The organism is Streptomyces sp. NPDC031418 (assembly GCF_055581605.1).
On record NZ_JBVIJC010000026.1, the window covers coordinates 37067 to 60150 of the forward strand.

General features: G+C 73.5%; 21 protein-coding genes and 2 pseudogenes. 8 read left to right on the forward strand and 15 right to left on the reverse strand.

The window, feature by feature from the left end:
* Positions 1-46: 46 nt before the first annotated feature.
* Positions 47-628, reverse strand: coding sequence for an Rv1733c family protein (locus ACZ5CZ_RS31705; protein WP_468947779.1), 582 nt, complete (start codon positions 626-628; stop codon positions 47-49).
* A 301-nt stretch (positions 629-929) separates the two neighbouring features.
* Here ACZ5CZ_RS31705 and ACZ5CZ_RS31710 point away from each other — a divergent pair, with 301 nt between their 5' ends.
* The 4 genes from ACZ5CZ_RS31710 (at position 930) to ACZ5CZ_RS31725 (ending at position 4861) form a co-directional block, all read left to right on the forward strand.
* Positions 930-2018, forward strand: a complete 1089-nt coding sequence (locus ACZ5CZ_RS31710; protein ID WP_468947780.1) for a WD40/YVTN/BNR-like repeat-containing protein — start codon at positions 930-932, stop codon at positions 2016-2018.
* A gap of 90 nt (positions 2019-2108) precedes the next feature.
* Positions 2109-2786: a uracil-DNA glycosylase gene (locus tag ACZ5CZ_RS31715; RefSeq protein ID WP_385842353.1), complete on the forward strand. Its 678-nt coding sequence runs from the start codon at positions 2109-2111 to the stop codon at positions 2784-2786.
* The gene (locus ACZ5CZ_RS31720) at positions 2783-3757 is read left to right on the forward strand and encodes an N-acetylglucosamine kinase (RefSeq protein ID WP_468947782.1); all 975 of its coding nucleotides are present in this window, start codon (positions 2783-2785) and stop codon (positions 3755-3757) included. Before ACZ5CZ_RS31715 ends, ACZ5CZ_RS31720 begins: the two co-directional genes overlap by 4 nt.
* 177 nt (positions 3758-3934) lie before the next feature.
* On the forward strand, positions 3935-4861 hold the full coding sequence (locus tag ACZ5CZ_RS31725; protein ID WP_385842351.1) for a sirohydrochlorin chelatase: 927 nt from the start codon (positions 3935-3937) through the stop codon (positions 4859-4861).
* A gap of 85 nt (positions 4862-4946) precedes the next feature.
* On the opposite strand, the gene ACZ5CZ_RS31730 is transcribed toward ACZ5CZ_RS31725, so the two are convergent.
* The 14 genes from ACZ5CZ_RS31730 to ACZ5CZ_RS31795 form a co-directional block, all read right to left on the reverse strand.
* Positions 4947-5987 (reverse strand): lactonase family protein, encoded by a 1041-nt coding sequence (locus ACZ5CZ_RS31730; RefSeq protein ID WP_468947783.1) that lies wholly within the window; start codon positions 5985-5987, stop codon positions 4947-4949.
* 90 nt (positions 5988-6077) lie between these two features.
* Entirely contained in the window at positions 6078-7571 is a 1494-nt protein-coding gene (locus ACZ5CZ_RS31735; RefSeq protein WP_468947785.1) for an FUSC family protein, read from the reverse strand.
* Between the two features lie 264 nt (positions 7572-7835).
* On the reverse strand, positions 7836-8798 hold the full coding sequence (locus ACZ5CZ_RS31740) for an L-tyrosine/L-tryptophan isonitrile synthase family protein (RefSeq protein WP_468947786.1): 963 nt from the start codon (positions 8796-8798) through the stop codon (positions 7836-7838).
* Between the two features lie 144 nt (positions 8799-8942).
* Entirely contained in the window at positions 8943-10205 is a 1263-nt protein-coding gene (locus ACZ5CZ_RS31745; RefSeq protein WP_468947788.1) for a cytochrome P450 family protein, read from the reverse strand.
* Positions 10206-10216: 11 nt separating this feature from the next.
* Complete coding sequence (gene asnB / locus ACZ5CZ_RS31750) at positions 10217-12043, reverse strand: asparagine synthase (glutamine-hydrolyzing) (RefSeq protein WP_468947789.1); 1827 nt, start codon at positions 12041-12043, stop codon at positions 10217-10219.
* 16 nt (positions 12044-12059) lie between these two features.
* A complete protein-coding gene (locus ACZ5CZ_RS31755) occupies positions 12060-13511 on the reverse strand; it encodes an MFS transporter (RefSeq protein ID WP_468947791.1) in 1452 nt (483 codons plus the stop codon).
* A 98-nt stretch (positions 13512-13609) separates the two neighbouring features.
* Positions 13610-14437 carry an ABC transporter ATP-binding protein gene (locus tag ACZ5CZ_RS31760; RefSeq protein ID WP_468947792.1) on the reverse strand — a complete coding sequence of 276 codons (828 nt, stop codon included), beginning with the start codon at positions 14435-14437 and terminating at the stop codon, positions 13610-13612.
* Positions 14434-15507 carry a FecCD family ABC transporter permease gene (locus ACZ5CZ_RS31765; RefSeq protein WP_468947794.1) on the reverse strand — a complete coding sequence of 358 codons (1074 nt, stop codon included), beginning with the start codon at positions 15505-15507 and terminating at the stop codon, positions 14434-14436. The genes ACZ5CZ_RS31760 and ACZ5CZ_RS31765 overlap by 4 nt, the downstream gene beginning before the upstream one ends.
* Before the next feature lie 2 nt (positions 15508-15509).
* Positions 15510-16589, reverse strand: coding sequence for an ABC transporter substrate-binding protein (locus tag ACZ5CZ_RS31770; protein WP_468947795.1), 1080 nt, complete (start codon positions 16587-16589; stop codon positions 15510-15512).
* Positions 16590-16773: 184 nt separating this feature from the next.
* Positions 16774-17379 carry a sigma-70 family RNA polymerase sigma factor gene (locus ACZ5CZ_RS31775; protein ID WP_468947797.1) on the reverse strand — a complete coding sequence of 202 codons (606 nt, stop codon included), beginning with the start codon at positions 17377-17379 and terminating at the stop codon, positions 16774-16776.
* Between the two features lie 198 nt (positions 17380-17577).
* A complete protein-coding gene (locus ACZ5CZ_RS31780; RefSeq protein ID WP_468947798.1) occupies positions 17578-18240 on the reverse strand; it encodes a hypothetical protein in 663 nt (220 codons plus the stop codon).
* Positions 18241-18316: 76 nt separating this feature from the next.
* Positions 18317-18835, reverse strand: coding sequence for a copper chaperone PCu(A)C (locus ACZ5CZ_RS31785; protein WP_385842339.1), 519 nt, complete (start codon positions 18833-18835; stop codon positions 18317-18319).
* Complete coding sequence (locus ACZ5CZ_RS31790; protein ID WP_468947799.1) at positions 18832-21105, reverse strand: heavy metal translocating P-type ATPase; 2274 nt, start codon at positions 21103-21105, stop codon at positions 18832-18834. The genes ACZ5CZ_RS31785 and ACZ5CZ_RS31790 overlap by 4 nt, the downstream gene beginning before the upstream one ends.
* On the reverse strand, positions 21105-21335 hold the full coding sequence (locus tag ACZ5CZ_RS31795; protein WP_468947801.1) for a hypothetical protein: 231 nt from the start codon (positions 21333-21335) through the stop codon (positions 21105-21107). The genes ACZ5CZ_RS31790 and ACZ5CZ_RS31795 overlap by 1 nt, the downstream gene beginning before the upstream one ends.
* A 230-nt stretch (positions 21336-21565) precedes the next feature.
* Between ACZ5CZ_RS31795 and ACZ5CZ_RS31800 the strand changes: the two genes are divergently transcribed.
* The 4 genes and pseudogenes from ACZ5CZ_RS31800 to ACZ5CZ_RS31815 all read left to right on the forward strand — a co-directional run.
* Entirely contained in the window at positions 21566-21973 is a 408-nt protein-coding gene (locus tag ACZ5CZ_RS31800) for a hypothetical protein (protein WP_385842336.1), read from the forward strand.
* 9 nt (positions 21974-21982) lie between these two features.
* Entirely contained in the window at positions 21983-22201 is a 219-nt protein-coding gene (locus tag ACZ5CZ_RS31805; RefSeq protein WP_468947802.1) for a helix-turn-helix transcriptional regulator, read from the forward strand.
* A 221-nt stretch (positions 22202-22422) separates the two neighbouring features.
* A pseudogene (locus ACZ5CZ_RS31810) lies at positions 22423-22572 on the forward strand ((2Fe-2S) ferredoxin domain-containing protein); the annotation flags it as partial.
* Positions 22566-22719, forward strand: a pseudogene (locus ACZ5CZ_RS31815) (SCO5389 family protein); the annotation flags it as partial. The pseudogenes ACZ5CZ_RS31810 and ACZ5CZ_RS31815, both read left to right, overlap by 7 nt.
* Positions 22720-23084 lie beyond the last annotated feature (365 nt).

A 23084-nucleotide genomic window follows, 5' to 3' on the forward strand; every position in this document is an offset into this window, starting at 1 on the left:
GGCCGGAACGGGCCCGGGCGGAACACCTGGGGGCCGGGGGCCGGGGTCAGACCGTGCGGCCCCACTGGGGGCCGAGGCGGGCCCATTCCGTGTCCCAGGCCGCCATGCGGCGGCGTTCCAGGCGGCCGCGCAGGAGGAGCCCGCCGGCGAAGGGGACCGCGGCGGCACTCGCCCCGACCAACGCGCCTGCCAGGGCGGCCCGCAGGGCGGCCTCCGTGGCGGTCGTGGGGCGGTCGGTGAGGCGGCCGCGCGGGTCCGTCCAGACGGTGAGGGTGGTGCCGTCCCGGGTGCCCGCCTCCACCTGGATCCGGCCGGTGTGCCCGGAGCCGTCCGGCGCGGTCCAGCGCATCGTCGCCCAGACCTGGTCACCGGCGCCGGCGCGGCCGCCCTCGGCCGCCGGCTTCGGAACCCTGCCGACGACGCGGGCGACGACGGCATGCCGGCTCGCGCGTTCCCCGGCCAGCCCCTGCTCCACCGAGCGGGCCGCCATGAGCCCGCCGAGCAGCCCGGCCAGGACGGTCAGCAGCCAGGCACCGAGCAGTACCCACGCCTCCACCACATCGGCCCGGCGTTTGAGCGGGTTACGCCGCCAGCGCCACAGCCACACCTTCGGACCACGCAACGCCATCAAGGGCATCCTCCCCAGAGCACACCTGCCGGCGGACCACCCCTCCATACGGGAGAGATCCCTCCGTTGCTCACGACGAGCCGTCCATCCCGACGGTCGCACGAGACACCCCGTTCGCGCAGGCGCATGCGGGAACGGAACCGGCTGTTCCCGGCCACCCCCCTCCCCACCCCGGCGACACCCCGGGCGCACCGCGCTGACCTGCGACGGAGCGCGCTGCACGGGAGAGTGTCAGTGGCGGGGTGCAGACTGGCCGATATCTGACGCATACCTGGACAACGGCGTCCCGGAGGTGATCGGCATGACCGAGGTACTGCTCGCGGTGGGCACCCGAAAAGGCCTGTTCATCGGGCGGCGGCGGGGCGGAAGCCAGTGGGAGTTCGACGACAGTCCGTATTTCAACGCCCAGGCGATCTACTCGGTCGCGATCGACACCCGCGGCGCCCGGCCGCGGCTGCTGGCCGGCGGCGACAGCGCGCACTGGGGGCCGTCGGTGTTCCACTCCGACGACCTGGGCCGCACCTGGACCGAACCGGCGCAGCCGGCCGTGCGGTTCCCGCAGGACACCGGCGCCTCCCTGGAGCGCGTCTGGCAGCTGCACCCGTCGGCCGCCGAGCCGGACGTGGTGTACGCGGGCACGGAACCGGCCGCGCTGTACCGCTCGGCGGACCGCGGCGAGACCTTCGACCTGGTGCGGCCGTTGTGGGAGCACCCCACCCGCAAGCAGTGGGTGCCGGGCGGCGGCGGTGAGGGCCTGCACACGGTGCTCACCGATGCCCGGGATCCCGCCGCGGTGACCGTGGCCGTCTCGGCGGCCGGGGTGTTCCGCAGCACCGACGGCGGGCAGAGCTGGGCGCCGTCCAACTCCGGTGTGTCGGCGGTGTTCCTGCCGGATCCGAACCCGGAGTTCGGCCAGTGCGTGCACAAGGTCGCCCGGGACGCGGGCGACCCGGACCGGCTGTACCTCCAGAACCACTGGGGGGTGTACCGCAGCGACGACGCGGGCGCGCAGTGGACCGACATCGGCGCGGGGCTGCCGTCCACGTTCGGCTTCGCGATGGCCGCCCACCCGCGCCGGGGCGGCACGGCGTACGTCTTCCCGATCAACGCCGACGCCGACCGGGTGCCGGCCGACCACCGCTGCCGGGTCTTCCGCACCGCGGACGCGGGCCTGAACTGGGAGCCGCTGACGCATGGGCTGCCGGCCGAGGACCACTACGGCACGGTGCTGCGGGACGCGCTGTGCACCGACGACGCCGACCCGGCGGGCGTGTACTTCGGCAACCGCAACGGCGAGGTGTTCGCCTCCGCCGACGACGGCGACAGCTGGCAGCAACTGGCCTCGCACCTGCCGGACGTGCTCTGCGTACGGGCGGCGGTGGTCGGCTGACGGCGCCGCCGCGGGCGCGCGGGCGGGGGGGCGGTCGTGCTCGGGCCATCGTTTGATCGGCGACGGGTGTACGGCAGTAGGGTGACGCCCGTGGCACCACGACCCTTGCATGAGATCGTCGAACCGGGCTGGGCGAAAGCCCTCGAACCCGTGGCCGGACGCGTCGCCGCGATGGGCGACTTCCTGCGCGCGGAGATCGCCGCGGGACGCACCTACCTGCCGGCCGGACCGCATGTCCTGCGCGCCTTCCAGCAGCCCTTCGACGAGGTACGGGTCCTGATCGTCGGTCAGGACCCGTATCCGACCCCGGGCCACGCGGTGGGCCTGTCCTTCTCGGTCGCGCCCGAGGTGCGCCCGCTGCCGCCGAGCCTGATCAACATCTTCCGGGAGCTGAACACCGACCTGGGGCTGCCCCAGCCGTCCACCGGTGATCTGACGCCGTGGACGCAGCAGGGAGTGCTGCTGCTCAACAGGGCGCTGACCACCGCGCCGCGCAGCCCGGGCGCCCACCGGGGCAAGGGCTGGGAGGAGGTCACCGAGCAGGCGATACGGGCGCTGGCGGCGCGCGGCAAGCCGCTGGTGTCCATCCTGTGGGGCCGTGACGCCCGCAATCTGCGTCCGCTGCTGGGCAACCTGCCCGCGGTGGAGTCCGCGCACCCCTCGCCGATGTCGGCCGACCGCGGGTTCTTCGGCTCGCGTCCGTTCAGCCGGGCGAACGACCTGCTGATCCAGCAGGGCGGGCAGCCGGTGGAGTGGCGTCTGCCGTGACCGTGGCCGGGTATCTCGCCGTGGACTCCGGGGGCTCCGGCCTCCGGATCGCGGTCGGCGTGCCCGGGCGGCCGCCGGCGGCCCGGCGGGAGACCCGGGAGCCGGTGCGCACGGCAGACCGCGGCATCGATCCCGCCCATCTGCTGGAGCAACTCCTGCCGCTGGCCCGTGCGTCGGCTGCGGAGGCCGGGCTGGACGACCTGGCCACCGCGGTGGTCGGCGCCGCCGGGTTCGCCGCGCTGGGTGACGCGCTGCGGGCCGAACTGCCGGGCGCGCTCGCCCGGGAACTGGGGGTGCGGCGGGTCGCGCTGGCGGCCGACGCCGTGACCGCGTACGTCGGTGCCCTGGGGCCGCGTCCGGGTGCGGTGCTCGCCGCGGGCACCGGTCTGATCGCGGTCGGCACCGATCTGCGGGGCTGGCGGCGGGCCGACGGCTGGGGGCATCTGCTGGGCGACTGCGGCAGCGGGGCCTGGATCGGGCGCGCCGGACTGGAGGCGGCGCTGCGCGCCCACGACGGCCGGGACGGCGGCTCCGCACCGCTGCTGGCGTGCGCAAAGGAGCAGTTCGGGCCGGTGCGCGGACTGCCCGGGCAACTCTACCCGCGCACCGACCGGCCCGCCGTCCTCGCCTCCTTCGCGCCCCGGGTGGCCCACTGCGCCGGACACGACCCGGTGGCGGCGGGCATCCTGCGGGCGGCCGCCCGGCACCTGGCCGAGGCGGCGGCGGCCGTCTGCCCGGCGGACGGCGCTCCCGAACTGGCACTCACCGGCGGGCTGTTCAAACTGGGCGATCCGCTGCTCGTACCCCTGCGCGAGGAGTTGGCGAGCCGGCTTCCGCACGCCCGGCAGGTGCCGGCCGAGGGCGACCCGCTGCACGGAGCGGTACGGATCGCGACCGATCTGGCGTCGGACCGGCTCACCCTGCCGGGTGAACCGTCGCTGCTGTGCCTGGTCGCCGAGCCGGGACGGTGAGGGCCGAGGGAAGAGTCACCGCAAAGGCGGATTGATCCCCTTGGCGCCCCATGCGCCCGGTACATGCCCGGAACACGCCCAGACCGGGCGTAACTCATCAGACAAAACCGGACGGATACCGCTCACCTGCACCCTCCCCGAACGGCGGAGTCGACAAAGCCAGTAACATGCGGCGCCATGAGCTCCCCCACTGGGCCCGAGTCCGGCCTGCCAGTACGAATGCCGCGACCCCGCCAGCCCGGACGGCACCGCCGACCGGAACCGCTGGTCGCTCCCGAGGGCGCGCCCGCGCTCGTCCTCGCGGTGCCCGGCGCGCCCAGCGCCGGCACGCGCAGCCTCGCCGAGGAGGTCGTGAGCATCGCCCGCTCCGAGCTGCCCGGCCTGGACGCGCGGATCGGGTACCTGGACGGGGACGACGCCGAGTTCCCCTCGCTGCGTGCCGTTCTCGCGCACGCCGCCGAGCAGCGCACCGCCCGTTACGAGCAGGCCGTCGCCGCCGGCGTCGAGGGGATCAAGGAGCCCGACGGCCCGGTCGCCGTCGTCGTACCGCTGCTGGCCGGTCCGGACAGCGCCCAGCTGCGGCACATCCGGCAGTCCGTGATGGACAGCCGGGTCGCCGCCGACCTGACCGATGTGCTCGGCCCGCACCCGCTGCTCGCCGAGGCGCTGCATGTGCGGCTGTCCGAGGCGGGTCTGGCGCGCGCCGACCGTGCCCGGCTGTTCACCGTGGCCACCGCCGCGGACGGCATCATCCTGGCCTCGGTGGGCGGTGACGAGGCCGTGCAGGCGGCCGGGATCACCGGCATGCTGCTCGCCGCGCGCCTGGCGGTGCCGGTGATGGCGGCGGCCCTGGACCAGGAGGGTTCCATCGCCTCCGTCGCCGAGCAGCTGCGCTCCGCCGGCTCGCAGCAGCTGGCGCTGGCGCCGTACCTGATCGGCCCGGAGATCGACGCGGCGCTGCTCGCGGCGGCCGCCGAGGAGGCGGGCTGCGCCACGTCCGAGGCGCTGGGCGCGTACCCGGCGATCGGCAAGCTGGCGGTGGCCAAGTACACGACCGCCCTGGGCATCGCCCCGCAGCAGCCGCAGGGCGCCCCGGTCCGCTGACCGCCGACGGCACCCGTACGCCAGGGGCCCGCTCCGCACCCGGAGCGGGCCCTTCGCTCGTGCCGCCGGGCTGCCGGCGCGCGCCTCAGCCGAAGACGACGCAGGAGGCCGCGGCGACCCGTACCGAGCCGTCGTAGCGCGGCAGGCCCGTCGGCCCGTCGACGGCGAACCAGGTCACGTCGCCGGAGCGCTCGTTGGCGGCGTACAGGAAGCCGTCGTGCTCGACGAGCGCGCGCGGCCAGTGGCCGCCGCAGGGCACGGTGCCGACGAGCCGGAGGCCGTCCGGGGTGACGGCGAGGACCGACAGGACGTCCTCGCCGCGGGTCGCGGTCCACACGAAGCGGCCGTCCGGGGAGACGGCGACGCCCGACGGGTAGGCGTCGCCCGCCGGGGCGCCCGGGAGGACCGGGACCTCGGTCAGGGGCTTCAGGGCCCCGCCGGCCGGGTCCCAGCGGCACACGGTGACGGTCGGGGTGAGTTCGTTGACCACGTAGGCGTGCTCGCCGTCGGGGTGGAAGGCGAGGTGGCGTGGGCCCGAGCCCGGGCGCAGCGCGAACTCGCGGTGCAGCACAGGCGTACCGCGCTCGAGGGCGCACACCCGGACCGAGTCCGTGCCGAGGTCGACGCTGACGGCCCACCGGCCGCTGGGGTCGGCCTGCACCTGATGGGCGTGCGGGCCGCGCTGGAGCCGGTCGTGCGGGCCGGAGCCGGTGTGCTGGAGGATCCCGGAGGGCGCGGCCGCGAGCGTGCCGTCCGGGCGTACGGGCACGGCGGTGATGCTGCCGGAGCCGTAGTTGGCGGTCAGCACATGGCCGGCGTACAGGCCCAGGTGGGTGGGACCGCTGCCGTGTACGGGGACGGGTGGCCCGCAGAGTTCGGGCCGGTCGCCGTCGACCCGGTAGGCGGCCACGGCGCCCTCGGCGGTCTCACTGACCGTGTAGAGGGTCCGGCCGTCCGGGGAAAGGGCCAGGTAGGAGGGGTCGGGGAGGTCGTCGACGGCGGCGCGGAGGGTGAGGGCGCCGCTGTGCGGCGCACGCTCCGCGGTCACCAGTCCCGGCCCGCCCGCCGCCGTGAACGACCCGATGAAGGCCCGCCGCGCCCCGCCCGGCCTGCCGCCCTGTGCCACCGCTGTCCCCTCTCGCTCGAGCTGGTCCGGGGCCGACGGTAGCAGCAGGGCAGGGCGGTCTAGACCAAGGCTGCTCCCGGGGACGGTTTCTCAGGCTCGGGACGGCATGGCACCCACCAGGCGTGAGCCCGACGGCGTGCGGAGGGGTTCGGCCAGGTCGGCCAGAGCGCGTTCCAGACCGTGGAGGTGGGCCAGGGCGGGCTCGGTGGGCGGGTCGGCGGGGTGGTGCGGGGGTTCCGAGCCGCCGGTGGTGAGGGCCTCGACGGCAGCCTCGACACGCCAGCAGGCCGCGGCCAGACGGGCGTCGTGGGAAGCCTCCGGGTCGGCGGCGACCGCGACCAGGCCCCGGATCTCGCGGGCACAGTCGTCCAGCAGCGCGAGGACCCGGCGGGCACGGCGCTTGCGGGCCGGCATCGGGTTCAGCGGGTGCACCAGCGGGGCGACCGAGAGCCGGACCCGGCCGAGCAGCTGCTCCAGCTCCGCCACGCGCGGCGCCGGGTCGGCCGCGGCGGAGCCCGCGAGGCGCGCGGCGGCCTCGGCGGTGCAGGCGTGCACACAGCGCAGCGCGCGCTGGATCCAGGCGTCGGTGGTGACGTGCGTGGTGACCGGCAGCACGAGAACCACGGCCAGCGCGGCGCACAGCGCGCCCACACCGGTCTCCGCGAGTCGGAGCCCGAGGAGGCTCGGGTCCAGCACGCCCAGCAGGCCGTACAGCGAGCTGGCCATGACCGTCACCGACAGCATCATCCAGGAATACGAGACGGCGGCCGTGTAGAAGATGCCGAAGACACAGACGGCGACCAGGGCGGCCGTCGGCACGGGCGCGCCATGCAGCGGGAGGGCGACCAGCAGGCCGACGACGATACCGATCACCGTTCCGAGGACCCGGCGGAAACCACGGACCAGGGTTTCACCGCGGGAAGCCGTGTTGACGAAGATCCACCAGACGGTACCGACGGCCCAGTACCAGCGCTGTTCCGAGAGCAGCTGCCCGACCAGCAGGGCGAGAGCCGAGGCAGCCGTGGCCTGGAAGGCCTGCCGGGTGGTGACCCGCGCCAGTCCGCTGCCGGACAGGGCCGGTGGGGCCGGAGCGGGAGGGATGTGACGCTCGATGGGCCAGAGCACGAAACGCGTGGCGCCGGCCGCGAGCAGGGCAAGGCCCACGGTGGTGTACAGCTCGGGCAGCTGAGCGGGAACCGCGTGCAGGAACTGCGTGATGAAGAAGTTCATGAACGCGAAGATCCCGAGCGCGTGGCCCCGTGGTCCCCAGCGGCGGGCGTAGACCCCGCAGAAGACGACGGCCAGGAACGCGGCGTCACGGGCCGGGGCGATGCCGTGCAGGCTGGTGGCGAGCGCCAGCACGGGGAATCCGGCCACGGGCAGCAGGGCGGTGGTGATCCGCTGGTCACGGACGGTCGCGTCGGTGACGGTGAAGAGGGCGAGCAGTGCCGCGAGCCCTCCGGTGATCGATGCCGGGAGCGACAGCCCGCACAGTTCGGAAACGGCGACGGCGGCGGCGACACCGACGACGGCGCGGGTCGCGTTCCGCAACCTCGAGCGCCCCGGGTCCGGAGCCACGAACATCCTTTTCACGGCGGTACGCCGCCCCCCTCCTGGTGGTACGCGTCCTGCCGGCGGTCGTCCAGGGTGGCGGACGACGAGCAGACACGACGAAGGCACCGCGGTCCGGAACCGGCTTCGTCGCCGTCCGGCGCTACGCGGCGCAACAAGTACATGGATGGGACAAGGATACCCACCGCCCTACCCATTGGCTCAACTGTCGCCCGGTCGACTGAGCCAATGGCGCAGCTGAACCGTCTCGCTGTCGGCCACTGGGAGGCCAATGGATCAGCCTTCAGCCGGGCACTCCCCGATTCCGGCTCTCTGGTCGAAGTGGCTGTTCCTGCCGTCTCGCTGTACCAGTCGCCCCATCTCGGCGGCTCGGGCCCGTGGCATGAGGGTCCAGCTGCCGTCGGTGCGGCGCAGGGCGGCGGAGTGCCAGGGAGTGGTCCAGGCGTCCGGGGCATCGAGGAGGCGGATGCCGAATTTCGGGGCGCCGATGGGCTGGGGGTGGATGGAGAGGCGTACGGCGTGGGGGTGGTGTTCCGCGATCAGGGTGCCCCAGGCGCGGCTGCGCTGGATGACCCCGTAGGCCCGTTGCCGGCATGCGCGTTGGCGGGCGGAGCGCGTGCCGGTCCGGTCGGCGGTGTCCTCGACGAGGAAGCGGGTGATGCCCCGGTAGAGGGCGAGGGCATGGTGGTCGGTGCGGATCTCGGCGCGGAGGGCCTCCAGGGTGGGGGCGTAGCGCTCGTGGATGTGCGTGCGCTTCGTGTCGTACGGGAGGTCGCCGAGGATGTCGCGGAGGTCGAAGACGGACAGTCTGTGCAGGCCCATCCGACCTATCTGTGTGCGCAGGTCGTCGGCGTAGGCGTCGATGTGGTCGTCGGGGACGCCGATGAGGTCGCCGAAGATGTGGCCGTCGGAGCAGATGATCACGCGGGCGCCGGGTGGGTGGATCCGCTCGATCGCGGTGCACAGGGTGTTCAAGAAGGTCAGGGAGAGGCGTTCGCCCTGGTCGGGGAGGTGGCTGAGGACTTTGGCGGGGTTGGGGGACTTGCAGGGGAAGCCGGGCAGGGTGAAGACGATGGGGGCGGCTTCACGTACGAAGGCGGCGATGCGGCGCAGCTGATGCGGGAACGCTTCGGCCGGAGCGGGGGCGGGAGCGGTCGTGCGGTGGTGGGGCAGGAGCAGCTTCAGGATCTCGGTGGCGGTGCGCGCGGGGTGGGTGTCCCGGGCGGTCGTCAGGGGCATGTCGTTCCTCCTGGGGTACGGGGGCGGACAAGGGCATGTCGACATGGCGCCGTGGCGGGAGGGGAAGCCAGGCGCCTGGAGGCAGCGGGCGTGCCGGGGCCCGGTCGACTGGTGTGGCCGGGCCCGGTCAGCGGTGCGTCGGTGTCAGAGGCGGCGGTCGTAGCCGACGGGCAGGTGGGGGGTGCCGCGGCCGAGGACGGCCGGGGTCCACTCGATGTCCTCGTCCGCGATGGCCGGGCGGAGGCCGGGCAGGCGGGCGAGGAGGGCGCCGAGGGCGATCCGGAGTTCGGCGCGGGCCAGGGCGGCGCCGGGGCAGAAGTGGATGCCGTGGCCGAAGGCGAGGTGCGGGTTGGGCGAGCGGTCGAAGTCCAGGGTGTCCGGGTCGGGGAAGCGGCGCGGGTCGCGGTTGGCCGCGCAGAGGGAGACGATCACCGAGTCGCCGGCCGGGATCCGCGTGCCGTGCAGGTCGCTGTCCTTGGCGAAGAAGCGCCAGGTGGTGAGCTCGAAGGCGCTGTCGTAGCGGAGGAGTTCCTCGACGGCGCGGGGCAGCAGGTCCGGGTTGTCGCGCAGGCGGGCGAGCTGGTCCGGGTGGCGGAACAGGGCGATCAGGGCGGTGGTGATCTGGTTGGTGACCGGCTCCTGGCCCGCGACGAGGAGCTGGAAGATCATCGAGTCCAGTTCCTGCGGGGACAGTTCGCCGCGGTCGCGGGCCAGGACCAGGCGGCTGAGCAGGTCGTCGTCCCCGTGGTCGCGCTTGTGGGCGACGACGTCGGCGATATAGCTCTGGAGGCCGTGCAGGCGGGCTTCGTAGCGGGGGCGGCCGGGGTCGGTGGGGCCGACCGGCTGGACGACCTTGCCCCAGTCGCGGTCGAAGCGGGCCGCGAGGTCCCGCGGGAGGCCGATGACGTCGGCGAGGACCTGGAAGGGGAAGGGGGCGGCGAAGCCGGTGACGAGGTCCGCGGGGCCGTGCTCCGGCAGTGCGTCGACGAGGGCGTCGGCCAGTTCCTCGAAGCGCGGGCGGAGCTGCTCGATGCGGCGCGGGGTGAAGGCGTCCGTCACGAAGCGGCGCATCCGGGTGTGCTGGGGCGGGTCCTGGTGGAGGAGGTGCACCTGGAGCTGGGAGTGCTGCGGCTCGGGCATGATCGAGGCGCGGGCGCGCCAGCGGTCGTTGCCGCGGTCGTGGTTCTTGCCGAGGCGGTCGTCGTTCAGGGCGGCGTGGGCGGCGTCGTAGCCGGTGACGAGCCAGGCGTGGACACCGCTGGGGAAGAGGACGCGGTGGACGGGGCCCGCCTCGCGCATCTGCTCGTACAGGGGGTAGGGGTTGCTCTTGTAGGGGCAGCCCATCAGCGGTACGGGGTCGGGCAGGGTGTCCGGATCCGCAGCCGGCCGCTGGTCCTGGAGGGTCATGTTCGGGCTCCTCAGAGGGCGAGTTCGGGCTGGTGGTGGTCCAGCCAGAGGGCGAGGTCGACGACGCGTTCGAGGCGCAGGCGGTGGCCCCACTCCAGCCGGTCGGGCGGGGTGTCGAGGCAGGGCTTGACGCGGGCCTCGTCGGCGAGGGCGCGGACCTGTTCGGTGGCGAGCGCGTCGCGGGCCAGGTCCTGTAGTCCGCGGTTGTAGTCGGGGTGGTGGGTGGCCGGGTAGTGGTTCTTGGGGCGGTGCAGCACCGAGTCCGGAGCGAGGCCGGCGCCGATGGCGCGCAGGAGGCTCTTCTCCCGTCCGTCGAAGCTCTTCAGCGCCCAGGGGGTGGTGAAGGCGTACTCGACGAGCCGGTGGTCGCAGTACGGGACGCGTACCTCCAGTCCCTGGGCCATGCTGAGCCGGTCCTTGCGGTGCAGGAGCTGGCGCAGCCAGCGGGTCAGGGACAGGTGCTGCATCTCGCGTTGGCGGTGTTCGGTGGGGCTCTCGCCGTCCGTGTGCGGTACGGCGGCCAGGGCGGCGCGGTAGGTGTCGTCGCGGAACTCGGCGATGCGCAGGCCGAGTTCCGGGTTCAGGGGCATGGCCGCCTCGTCGCCCGTGACCAGCAGCCACGGAAAGGTTTCCGCTGCCAGCGCCTTGGGGTTGTGGAACCAGGGGTATCCGCCGAAGACCTCGTCGGCCGCCTCGCCGGAGAGGGCGACGGTCGAGTGCTCGCGGATCCTGCCGAACAGCAGGTACAGCGACGTGTCCATGTCGCCGACGCCGATGGGTGAGTCGCGGGCCACGACGACGGCTTTGCGGTGCTCCGGGTCGAGCAGGGCGCGCGGGTCGAGGACGACCGTGCTGTGGTCGGTGCCGATGAAGGCGCCGGCCTCGGTGGCGTACGGGGTGTCGTGGCCGGTGCGCAGGACGTCGCCGGTGAACTGCTCCGCCTGGTCGCTGTAGTCGACGGCGTAGGACCGGATGCGGGCGTCCGGGCCTTCGCGCAGCCGGAGTTCGTCGGCGAGCAGGGCGGTCAGGACGGTGGAGTCGATGCCGCCGGACAGCAGGCTGCACAGCGGGACGTCCGCTTCGAGCTGGCTGCGGGCCGCGGCACCGACCAGGGCGTTGATCCGCTCGACGGACGTGTCCTGGTCGTCGGTGTGGTCGGCGGCCTCCAGCTGCCAGTAGCGGCGTTCCCGGATGCCGCCCCGGTCCAGGACGAGCACGCCGCCCGGCTCGACCTCCCTGACTCCGGACCACACGGTCGGGCCGGTGTTGAACAGCAGGCTGTACGCCTCCCGCAGACCGTCCGCGTCCACCCGGGGCCGGATCTCGGGGTGGGCGAAGAGGGCCTTGGGTTCGGAGGCGAAGGCGAGGCCGCCGTCGACAGCGGCCCAGAACAGGGGCTTCACCCCGAGCCGGTCGCGGACCAGGAGCAGTCGCTGGGCGCGCTCGTCCCAGACGGCGAAGGCGAACATGCCCTCCAGATGCTCGGCCGCCGCCTCGCCCCACTCGGCGTACGCCCGCAGCACCACCTCGGTGTCGCTGCGGGTACGGAACACATGGCCCCGGCTCCGCAGTTCCGCGCGCAGTGCGTGGTGGTTGTAGACCTCGCCGCTGTAGGTGAGCACGGCGGTCGGCTGGTCGGGGCGGTCGGTCATCGGCTGGACGCCGCCCTGGAGGTCGATGACGGCGAGACGGCGGTGCCCGATCGCGGCCCGCTCGCCGGTCCAGACACCCCCGGCGTCGGGGCCGCGCGGGGTGAGGGTGGCGGTCATGGCCTCGATGACGGGGGCCTGGGTGCGGGCGTCGCTGTGGAAGGACGCCCAGCCGGTGATTCCGCACATGGGGACGGTTCCTCGGTCAGGGGTGGTGGGCGGCGGGAGCCGCGTCGGTGGACGTCTCGTGCGCGAGCGCCGGCCTGCGTCCGCGCAGCGCGAGCAGGGGTACGGCGATACAGGCGGCGGCTGCCGCCAGGGCCAGACCGGCGGTCACGCCGTCGTCACCTCCGGCCAGGCCCCAGGCGGCGGTGGCCAGGGCCGGGCCGAGGGTGAAGCCGAGGCTGCGGGCCAGCTGGATGGACGAGCCCACGGTCGCCGTGCGCTCCGGCGGGGCGGCGCCCATGACGAGGGCTTGGGTGGGGCCGCCGTTCAGGCCCATGCCGAGACCGGCCAGCGTCAGTCGCCAGGCCACGTCCGCCGGCGACCAGTCACTTCCCAGCGGCACGAGGAGGAGCAGACCGGCGGCGGTGAGGGCGGCGCCGGTGACCGCCGCTGGGCGAGCCCCGCACCTGTCGGCGAGGCGTCCGCCGACCGGTCCGGCCAGCCCCATGCCGAGCGGGAAGGCGAGCACGGTCAGACCGGTCGTGGTGGCGCTGACCCCGTCGTCGCGTTGGAGGTGCAGGGCGACGACGTAGTGCATCGCCGCGAACCCGGCCGCGAGCGCCAGCACCGCCGTGTGCGCCCGGAACAGCCCCGTCGCCCGCAGTACGCCGAGCACCGGCCTGCCGCCCGGTCCCCGCAGCCACCACCACAACGGCGGTACGGCGGTGAGCGCGAGCACCAGCCACCCCGGGCTGCGCGGCGCCAGGGTCAGTGCCAGCAGCACGGCGGCCACGCCGGACCCCACCAGCAGGGCATCCACCGCCGACCGCCGGTCGGGCAGGCGCAGGCCGCCGTCCTTCGGCATCGCCCTCCCCCACTCTCGGCTTCGCTCGAGCGGGGGGACCCCCATCGCCACGATCAGGGCGAGCAGGCAGAAAGGGAGCTTGACCAGGAAGACGGCGCGCCAGCCCAGGTGGTCCAGCAGCAGTCCGCCCACAGCCGGGCCGGTCACCGCCCCCAGCGGGCCCAGCGTCGCGGGCACGCTCATGGCCCGCCCACGCCGTTTTGGCCGTACCGAACGCAGGGCGAGAACCGGCATCAGGACGAAGAGCACGGCCCCGAAGGCGCCCTGCGCGAGGCGGGCGGCGATCAGCCAGGACGCCCAGGGCGCGGCGGCCGCCAGCGTGCTGCACAGACCGAAGCCCGCGGTCGCGACCAGCAGCGCGGAGCGCATCCCGACCCCGTCCAGCCACCGACCGGCCGGCAACAGCAAGGCCACCACGGGTAGTTGATAGGCCAGGACTGCCCACTGGGCGGTCGCGGCGGAGACGTGCAGACCGTCGGCGATGTCCGCCAGGGCCACGTTGACGATGTTCATGTCGAGCATCGCCATGAACGCCAGCAGGCCGGCCACCGCGACCAGCAGCCAGCGGTCGTGGCCGCCGGCGGGTATCCGGCCGGGTTGTTCCGAACCGGGACTGTGGCCTGTCACCGTTGCCGCCCCTCACGGTCGTGGGTGGGCTGCCGGACGGCAGCCTCGTCCCACAAGTCGGGAGGGACCGCACGCGAGTTCCCGGGCGCGTCCAGAAATCATGACTGGCGGGCTGAAACCGACGTCTCCGGCGGCACAGCCGTCGCTGCCCCGTCCGCCGGCGTCCGGTGGTCGAAGGCGATGAGCGGGTCACCGGTCAGGGGATGGTCGACAACCGCCGCCCGCACCCCGAACACCTCCGCCATCAGCGCGGGGGTGAGCACGTCCCGCGGCGGGCCGGAGGCGACGACCGCTCCCTCGTGCAGGACATGGAGGCGGTCACAGACGGAGGCCGCGGCATTCAGGTCGTGCAGCGACACCAGGGTCGTACGGCGCTGGGCGCGCAGGAGGGTGAGCAGCTCGACCTGGTGGCGGATGTCGAGGTGGTTGGTCGGCTCGTCCAGCACCAGGACGTCGGGGTTCTGTGCGAACGCCCTTGCCAGCAGGACACGTTGGCGCTCACCACCGGACAGGGCCGTGAAGCGGCGTCCGGCCTGTTCCGCCATGCCGACGTCGAGGAGCGCCTGGGCGACGATGTCCCGGTCGGCGGCGTCCTCCCCGGCGAAGGCCCGTTTGTAGGGCGTACGGCCCATCGCGACGACCTCGCGCACGGTCAGCTCGAAGTCGCTCCCCCGCTCCTGCGGCAGGGCCGCCACGTGCCGCGCCGACCGGAGCGGGGTCATCTCCCGCAGGTCGGTGCCGGCCAGCAGGACCCGCCCGGCGGTGGGCTTCAGGTGCCGGTAGACGGTGCGCAGCAGCGTGGACTTGCCGCTGCCGTTCGGGCCGACCAACCCGGTGATCTCGCCCTCGGCGGCGACGAGACGGGCGCCCGCGACCACCGTCCGGCCGGCGTAGGCGAGGTGCAGGTCCTCGATGTCGATCCTCAACTGCCGCTCCCCAGGCGCCGGTCCAGCAGATACAGCAGGGCCGGAGCCCCGAGCAGCGAGGTGACCACGCCGACCGGCAGCTCCTGCGTGTCCATCGCCGTACGGCACACGATGTCGACCACGACCAGCAGCAGGGCTCCGAACAACGCGGAGAGCGGCAGGAGACGTCGGTGGTCACCCCCCACGACCAGGCGGCAGACATGCGGCACCATCAACGCGACGAACGCGATCGCGCCGGAGACCGCCACCAGGACACCGGTCAGCACACTGGTGACGGTGAACAGCTCGCGGCGCAGCCGGGTGACGTCGATGCCGAGTCCGGCGGCCGTCTCGTCGCCCATCAGCAGGGCGTTCAGGCCCCGGGCGCGGGCCTGGAGCCACAGCAGCGCGGCGGGTACGGCGACGGCGGGCACCGCGAGCAGTTCCCATGTCGCTCCGCCGAGGCTGCCCATGAGCCAGAACAGGACGCTGTGGGTCTGCTGCTCGTCCCCGGCCTGCAACACCAGGTAGCTGGTGAAGCCGGACAGGAACTGGCCGATCGCGACCCCGGCCAGCACCAGCCGCAGCGGCGCGAACCCGCCCCCGCGCCGGGCCACCGCCCACACCAGCGCGAACGTCGCCAGCGCACCGGCGAAGGCCGCCCCGGACAAGCCCAGTCCCAGTGCCCCGCCGGCGCCGAGGCCGAGGACGATCGCGGCGACCGCGCCGAGGGAGGCGCCGTTGGAGACGCCCAGCAGGTAGGGGTCGGCCAGCGGGTTGCACACCAGTGCCTGGACGGCCGTACCGACGAGACCGAGGCCGGCGCCGACGAGGGCGGCGAGCAGGGCACGCGGCAACCGCAGCTGCCAGACGATGAGGTCGTTTGTGCCGGGGCGCGCAGCCTCGCCGGACAGCCGCCGCCAGATCACGCTCCCCACCTCGCCGGGCGGGATCGACGTCGAGCCCCAGGCCACGGCGGCCGTCAGCGCGGCCAGCAGTGCCACGGCCAGAACCGCCGCCGTCGGTCCGGCGGGCAGGCTGCCGCGCTCCTCCGTGGCCGCGGCTTTCCGGCGCACCAGGGTGAAGGCCACGATCAGCCGACCTTGCCCGGGTAGAGGGTCTTGGCGATGGCCTCGACCGTGTCGGCGTTCTCGACTCCCGCGATGGTGGTCTGCTCGGAGCCGATGCGCAGGAAGTGACCCTCCTTGACCGCCTTCAGCCCCTTGGTGGCGGGGTTCGACCTGAGCCACTGCTCGGCCTCGCCGAACGCCTTCCTGTTCGCTGCCTCGCTGCCGCGGTTGCGGACGCCGAGCTGGATCCAGTCGGGGTTCTTGGCGATGACGTCCTCCCAGCCGACCTGCTGGAAGTCGCCGTCGCAGTCGGCGAAGACGTTGCGGGCTCCGGCCAGGGTGATCACGGCGTTGGCGATCTGGCGGTTGCAGGTGACGGAGGGCTGTTTCGTACCGGCGTCGTAGTCGAAGAAGAAGTACGTCGGCCGGTCGCTCTCCGCCCTTCCACCGACCGCCTTCTGGACGGCGGCCACCTTCCCCTTCATCCCGGCGACGAGTTTCTGCGCCTGGGCACTCGTGCCGGTGACCGCGCCGAGGGAGGTGATGTCGGCCTCGACGGCGGACAGGTCGGTCACCGGGGTCTTGCTCCGGGCGGCGCAGGCGGTGGACTTCAGGTAGATGTGCTTGATCCCGGCGGCCTGGAACTCCTCCTCCCTCGGGGCGTCCCCCATCCCTCCGCCGCCCATGCTCCCCATGGCGGCGAAGGTGTCGATGTACAGGTCGGCGCCGGAGCCGAGCAGCTTCTCCTTGGGGATCACGGTCCGGCCGAGCACCTTCACCTTCTGCGCCTGTGCGTCGAGGGCGCCGGGCAGCGTGCCCTTGCCGGGCGGGAAGCCGGTGCCGATCACCCGGTCGCCGGCGCCGAGGCGGAGCAGCAGTTCCAGGCTGGAGGCGTTGCTGGTGACGATCCTCTTCGGGGCGCCGGAGAAGGTGGTCCTGGCGCCCGTGCAGTCGGTGACGGACACCGGGTAGCCCCCGGAATCCGCCTTCCCGGCCTGCCCCGCATTCCCGTCCGCCGGGTCATTCCCCCCGCCGCCGCAGCCCGCCAGCAGCAGGCCGCCGAGGACGACGGCGGCGGTACCGCCCCACACACGAGAACGCATCGAACAACTCCCGGATCCACTCGGTACACGGGCGAGCCTTCGCCACCCGCTCCAGTAGTCGGGCCGAAGGCGCTGCGAGTTCCCGGGAGTTGGCGATCCGGTTCGGGTGGACGTGGTCCGGCTGCTCCGGTGGCGAGGGTGCCGGTGCCGTTCTTCCAGCCGGCACCGGCACCCTCCTGGAGCGTCAGGCCGCCAGCGCGGCGGGCTGGTCGGCCTCGTCCAGCAGGTCGATCAGCGTTGCGCGGGCCCGGGCCACGCGGGAACGGACGGTGCCGACCGGGCAGTCGCTGATCGCGGCGGCCTCCGCATAGGGCAGGCCGAGCAACTGCGTGAGGGTGAACGCGTCGCGACGGTCGTCGGGCAGCGAGGCCAGCAGATCCAGCAGGGCGATGCCGTCGTCGAAACCGGGCAGGTCGCGCGGCTGGGCCAGTTCGGCGACCAACTGCCAGTCCGGTACGTCCGCGAGGCGCGGGCGGGCGGCGGCGTACCGGTAGCTGTCGATCACCGCTCGGCGGGCGATGGACAGCAGCCACGCCCGGGCCGAGGAACGACCCTCGAACCGGTGCAGGCTGCCGAGCGCGCGCAGGAACGTGTCCTGTGCCAGGTCGTCGACGGCCTGGGGATCCCCGCAGAGATGGGCGACGTAGCGCTGGACGTCCCGGTGCAGGGCGCCCACGAACTGCTCGACCGCGTCCGCGTCACCGCCGCGTGCGGCCAGTGCCCACGCGGTGATCGATTCGTCGCTCCGGTCGCTACTGGCGCGCGAGGTGGGCAGGGCAGAGGTCATCACCTGGTGTCCTTCTCGGGTCAACCGTGATCCGGACCAGGGCACGCCGCAGCGCGCGGTCCGGCAAAAGGGGAAGAGACGGCCCTACGGCGTCGCAGTGGCGCTACCGCGCCTGTGCAGGCGTACAGCGCCTGTGCGGTCGTACGGCCGTGGCCCGAGGCGCACACGGGGAGCCGGGCGGCCTCGGGAAAGCAGCTGTCTTCAGACGACAGCCGTTCCCACGGGCGGACCTCGAGAAGTGATCGCGTGGACGAGGAGCAGAAGACGCGGTGCCCGGGCCGAGCGGCGGCGCCGCAGACGGACGCCCGGACGGTCGGGGGTAGGGGGCAGGGCCAGCAGCAACCGCAGCGGCGCCGCCAGCCATCCGGCCGCCGCCCGCAGGATCCGGAATGCGGCCTTCTCGCCGTAGGCCAGCCACAGGCCACTGAGCACCGCGGCGAGCAGGTGGGCGGCGAGCATGCCGGACGACGACGAACCGCTGTCCATGGCGTGCCCCATGTGACCCATGGGGCTCATGCCCGTGTGGTCCATGTGCATGGCGCCCATGTCCATGGAGCCCATACGCATCGCGCCCATGTCCATGGCGGCGGTGGCACCGGACGGGCCGTACGTCGACTGGGCGCAGGAGAACGCCTCGTGGAGCGCCGTCTGAGCGGCGACCACGACCGTCACGATCAACGGCAGCCCGCGCTCACGCCCTGCCAGACACCAGCCCACGGAACCGGTCACGGCCCCGCCGGCGGCCAGCGCCCACGCGGGCACGTCGCTGCCGGACATCAGGACGTGGCCCAGGGCAGCGAGCAGCACGCACACGGCCGCGAACACCGCGGCCCGTGTCGCGCGAGCACACCACCCTGCTGTCATGGCGCCTCATCCTCGCATCCGGGCTTCGGTCGTCATGCCTGGGTACGGACATCCAGGGGGACCGTACTCAAGGCGATCACAGACTGCTGCCGCCCGGGCGGACCACCACCGCGACCGTCTCGACCGGCGCGCTGCGCTCGAAGTGCAGCGTGAACGGCACGAGGTCACCCACCCGCCGGCCCGCCCCGGCCCGCAGCGTCACGTCCACACCGCGCGGCGACATCGACAGCACGCCGCCCGCGGGCACGCCGGCCGAGGTCACGTCCGCCGCGGAGGCGGCCCGGCCGCCCAGCATGCGATGCCCGCTGAGGGCGATCCGGCCGTGCACGGCGGAGGACGTCACGCTCACCAACCGGTCGTCCGCGCCACCGACGTTGGCGATGTCGAAGAACGCCGCGGTGTCCGTGCTGTCCCCGTACGGCAGCAGGACCCGCCCGTTCGAGACGGTGATCCGAGCCGGGCTGCCCGCCTTCCCGGCCCCGGCCCAGGTCGCCAGCCCGCCCAGGGCGAGGCTGCACGCGGCCACGGGCGCGAGAGCGGCGAGAAGGGCGTCGGTCAGCCGACGGCGCGTGGGTCGCCAGGGATTCTCCGTCATCGGGTACGCCTCCGGGCGGGTGCGGGCTTGGGCTGCCAGGCGCGCAGCCGCAGGCTGTTGCCCACGACCAGCAGCGAACTCACCGACATCGCCGCCGCGGCGAGCATCGGGTTGAGCAGGCCGACCATGGCGAGCGGCACGGTCACGACGTTGTAGCCGAAGGCCCAGACGAGGTTGGCCCGGATCGTGCCCAGCGTGCGCCGGGCGAGCCGGACCGCGTCCGCCAGCGCCTCGATGTCCCCGCGTACCAACGTCACGTCGGCGGCCCCGATGGCCACGTCCGCGCCACTGCCCATGGCGATGCCCAGGTCGGCGCCGGCCAGGGCCGCGGCGTCGTTCACCCCGTCGCCGACGACCGCGACGCGGCGGCCCTGCTCCCGCAGGTCGCGGACGAGTTCGGCCTTGGCCTCGGGGGTGCAGCCGGCGTGCACCTCGTCGACGCCCAGGGCCGCGGCCACCGCCCGAGCGGGTGCCTCGCGGTCACCGGTGGCGAGCACCGGGCGCACGCCGAGGCGCCGCAGCCGGTCCACGGCCCGGTAGCTTCCGGGCCGTACGACGTCTCCGACCTCGATCAGGGCTTCGGCGGTACCGTCCACCCGGACCAGGACGGGGGTGTGGGCGGCGTCCTCGGCCACCGCCAGCGCGTCTGCCAGGGCGGTGGGCAACTCACCGTCCGGGGGGAGGACTTCCACCCGCCGGCCCTCGACCAGGCCGCGCACGCCCCGCCCCGGCGCGGCGGCGAACTCGCTCACGTCCGGCAGCGGCCCCTCGGGGAGGTGCCGCCGGGCGTGGGAGACGATCGCCCGGCCCAGGGGATGCTCCGAGCCGCGCTCGACGGCACCGGCCAGCCGCAGCACCGCCTCCTTGCCCAGTCCGCCGGGTACGACGGTGACATGGGCGACGGTCATGTGGCCGGAGGTGAGTGTGCCGGTCTTGTCCAGGACGACCGTGTCGATGTGCTGGAGCCCCTCCAGCGCCTGGGCTCCGCCGACCAGGACGCCCAGTTGTGCGCCGCGGCCGGTCGCGGCCATCAGCGCGGTCGGTGTGGCCAGGCCGAGCGCGCACGGACAGGCCACGACGAGCACCGCCACGCACGCGGTCACGGCGGCCTGGGGATCGGCCCCGGCACCGAGCCAGAAGCCGAGACAGGTGACGGCCAGCGTCAGTACGACGGGGACGAAGACGCCCGCCACCGTGTCGGCCAGCCGCTGCGCCCGCGCCTTTCCGGCCTGGGCCTCGGTCACCAGCCGGGTGATCCGGGCGAGCTGGGTGTCGGCGCCGACGGCGGTGGCCTTCACCAGCAGCAGCCCGCCGGCGTTGACGGCGCCGCCGACCACCGCCGCCCCGGGCCCGACCTCGACGGGCTCGCTCTCCCCGGTGACCAAGGACAGATCGACGGCCGAACTGCCCTCCGTCACCTGCCCGTCGGTGGCCACGCGCTCCCCCGGCCGCACGACGAAGACCTGTCCCGGCCGCAACCACTCGATGGGAACGAGCCGTTCGTCGTCGCCTTCGCGGACCGTCACCTCTTTGGCGGCGAGTCGAGCCAGTGATCTGAGCGCGGCACCGGTGCCGCGCCGGGCCCGCGCCTCCAGGCACCGCCCCGCCAGGACGAACAGCGGTACACCGACAGCCGCTTCAAGATAGAGGTGCGCCGCGCCGTCCGCGGCCGCGGGCACCAGAGTGAACGGCATCCGCATGCCGGGTTCCCCTGCGCCGCCGAGGAAGAGCGCGTAGGCGGACCAGGAGAAGGACGCCACCACACCCAGCGACACCAGGGTGTCCATGCTCGCCGCCGCATGCCGCAGCCCACGCGCCGCACGCACATGGAAGGGCCACGCGCCCCAGACGGCGACCGGCGCGGCCAGCACGAAGCACAGCCACTGCCAGTTGCGGAACTGAAGCGCGGGCGCCATCGACAGCACCAGCACGGGCACCGCGAGCAACGCGGTGATCAGCAGCCGGTCCCGCTCCTGGCGGGCTTCCCCGGGCTCGCCCGCGTCCCCGCCCTCGCGGGGCCCGGGCTGCTGGGGCGGTTCGGGCAGGGCAGCGGTGTAGCCGGCCTTCTCGACGGCGGCGACGAGTTCCTCGGGGCTGGTCCGCGGCGGGTGGCTCACCCGCGCCCGTCCGGTGGCCAGATTCACGGTCGCCGTGACCCCGTCCAGCGTGCCGAGCTTCTTCTCGACGCGCCGCACACAGGCCGCACAGGTCATGCCGCCCACGGTCAGATCGGTCGTCACCAGGTCGACGGCCACCGGTTCCCCGCCCATCAGTGGCCACCCTCGTGCATGTCCCCCATGTCGTCCGTGCCGCCGCCCCCACCCCGGTCCGAGCCGGTGCCGTGCATGCCGGGGGCGACGGGCCCCGCGGCGGCACCGACGGCGTACGACGCCGTGAACAGCAGCGCCAGCAGGAGGAGGAATCCGCACAGGGCGGGCGGAGGCACGAGTCTCCGCACCACCGCACCTGCGCCGGAGGAGTTTTGCCGGGCCTCGTCCATCAACCGCGTCTCCAGATCACGTCCCTACGGCGTCGGTCGGATCGAGCCGCACTGCATCAGGAGTCGGGGCCTTCGGGGGTCGAGTTCCGGAGCGATGTTGTGGTCCGCGTCACGGGAGGGACACCTGTGTCCGGGGGTCACGGCGACGGAGCGGCGCGAAATGTAAGGCACCCCTTCCAGCAAGTCAGGTTTGCTTGACCTGATGGAAGGGAGACTTTACATTCATCGCCATGACACAACAGGGAGAGCAGGACCAGGTGACGCGCGCGGCCCGACGCGCGGTCCTCATCGACGGCATACCTGTGTCCACTTTGGGCGTGGTAGCCCTGGCACTGGGCAGCAACCCTCATCAGAGCACCGCCCAGAAGGCGTGGTGGATCGCCACCACCGCCGTCTTCACCCTCGCGATCGCCTGGGTGCTGCTACGGGCTTTCCGGCGCGCGGACGAATACCTGCGCAGGATCCAGCTGGAGAGCATGGCCATCGCGTTCGCCGCAGTCCTCGTGGCGCTGCAAGCGGCCACCCTGCTCGACGCCGCGGGCATCATCCAGCTCCATCAGCTCGCGCAGGTGATCCTCCTCGGCGGCGTCGCCATCTGGATGACGATCGCCGACCTGCGCACGCGTCTGAACCGGTGACGAAGCATTGTGAAAAACCGACTCCGCGAACTGCGTGCGGCACGCCGGTGGAGCCAGGCCGACCTGGCCGACCGGTGCCACGTCTCACGGCAGGCCATCAACGCCATCGAAACCGGGCGGTACGACCCCAGCCTGCCTCTGGCGTTCACCATCGCCGACGTCTTCGGCCTGACCATCGAGGAGATCTTCCACCCCGACCGGCCGGAAACGACGGACAACCCGACCTGACACGTGAGGGATGGCCGGGACGTCACGTGCAGGGACTGGCGTCGACACAGGCACGCCTGCGCCCGTGCGCGAACCGGACGGCACCGGTGCGGCAGTGGGGGCGCCGGTCTGGACAGGCCCTCACCTGCCGGCCGTCACCTGGCGGGACGGCCGGATCCAGACGTACGGCGTTCCGTCCCGGAACGCGCTGTGAACCGCTCCGGGACCCAAACGGCCATCCCCGCCCCTGCACGCTCGTCGCATGCCGGGACTGCTGCTGCGGCAATCCCCGCAAGCACCCCGGCATCGACCACGCCTGGCCGCTGGACCGGCTGCGCGCCGGCGCGGCGGAACACGGCTTCCGGATCCGCACGACGGACTGCCTCGGGCCTTCCTGCCGTACACCTACGACCTCATCGCCCGCCTCGGCGGGGAACTGCGGTCCTGCGCAGTGGAGTTCACCGACGACCAGACCCCGCCGCCCTCCAAGGAATGAGCGCGGCCAGCTCCTGCGCGCCCTGTCCAGCCACGGCATACGCCACATCCCCTGCCTGCGCAGCCCCCGAGCAGCCGTTCGCGCACGGGCAAAAGATGGCAACGGTTCCGTCTCCATTGATCCGAAAATCATTTCCATCCAGCGTCGCGGATGTCGCCACCACGCGGCACTGAACGGCTGCCTCATGGCCGACGGCGAGCACCTGCCGCCCACGGACCTGTTCCCCGCCTGGGACACCTACGGCATCGACGACACCTGCGAGCACGAGCATCCCGCCCTCGTGGCAGGCCCCTGAGGACCCGGGCCGGATCCGCTGTCGGTGCAGGGCACAACGGAAGGTGCCGACACCTTCGAGGCCACCCGCCATGGCATGCAGAACCCTCGGTGGTTCTGCTGCCTACGGCGGGT

Excerpts from the sequence above, each read along its gene's own strand:
- ACZ5CZ_RS31770 (WP_468947795.1), bottom strand. The coding sequence starts at position 16,589 with ATGCGTTCTCGTGTGTGGGGCGGTACCGCCGCCGTCGTCCTCGGCGGC.
- ACZ5CZ_RS31705 (WP_468947779.1), bottom strand. The coding sequence starts at position 628 with ATGGCGTTGCGTGGTCCGAAGGTGTGGCTGTGGCGCTGGCGGCGTAAC.
- ACZ5CZ_RS31795 (WP_468947801.1), bottom strand. The coding sequence starts at position 21,335 with ATGGACGAGGCCCGGCAAAACTCCTCCGGCGCAGGTGCGGTGGTGCGG.
- ACZ5CZ_RS31735 (WP_468947785.1), bottom strand. The coding sequence starts at position 7,571 with ATGTTCGTGGCTCCGGACCCGGGGCGCTCGAGGTTGCGGAACGCGACC.
- ACZ5CZ_RS31725 (WP_385842351.1), top strand. The coding sequence starts at position 3,935 with ATGAGCTCCCCCACTGGGCCCGAGTCCGGCCTGCCAGTACGAATGCCG.
- ACZ5CZ_RS31740 (WP_468947786.1), bottom strand. The coding sequence starts at position 8,798 with ATGCCCCTGACGACCGCCCGGGACACCCACCCCGCGCGCACCGCCACC.
- ACZ5CZ_RS31800 (WP_385842336.1), top strand. The coding sequence starts at position 21,566 with ATGACACAACAGGGAGAGCAGGACCAGGTGACGCGCGCGGCCCGACGC.
- ACZ5CZ_RS31780 (WP_468947798.1), bottom strand. The coding sequence starts at position 18,240 with ATGACAGCAGGGTGGTGTGCTCGCGCGACACGGGCCGCGGTGTTCGCG.
- ACZ5CZ_RS31785 (WP_385842339.1), bottom strand. The coding sequence starts at position 18,835 with ATGACGGAGAATCCCTGGCGACCCACGCGCCGTCGGCTGACCGACGCC.
- asnB (WP_468947789.1), bottom strand. The coding sequence starts at position 12,043 with ATGTGCGGAATCACCGGCTGGGCGTCCTTCCACAGCGACGCCCGCACC.
- ACZ5CZ_RS31790 (WP_468947799.1), bottom strand. The coding sequence starts at position 21,105 with ATGGGCGGGGAACCGGTGGCCGTCGACCTGGTGACGACCGATCTGACC.
- ACZ5CZ_RS31710 (WP_468947780.1), top strand. The coding sequence starts at position 930 with ATGACCGAGGTACTGCTCGCGGTGGGCACCCGAAAAGGCCTGTTCATC.
- ACZ5CZ_RS31745 (WP_468947788.1), bottom strand. The coding sequence starts at position 10,205 with ATGACCCTCCAGGACCAGCGGCCGGCTGCGGATCCGGACACCCTGCCC.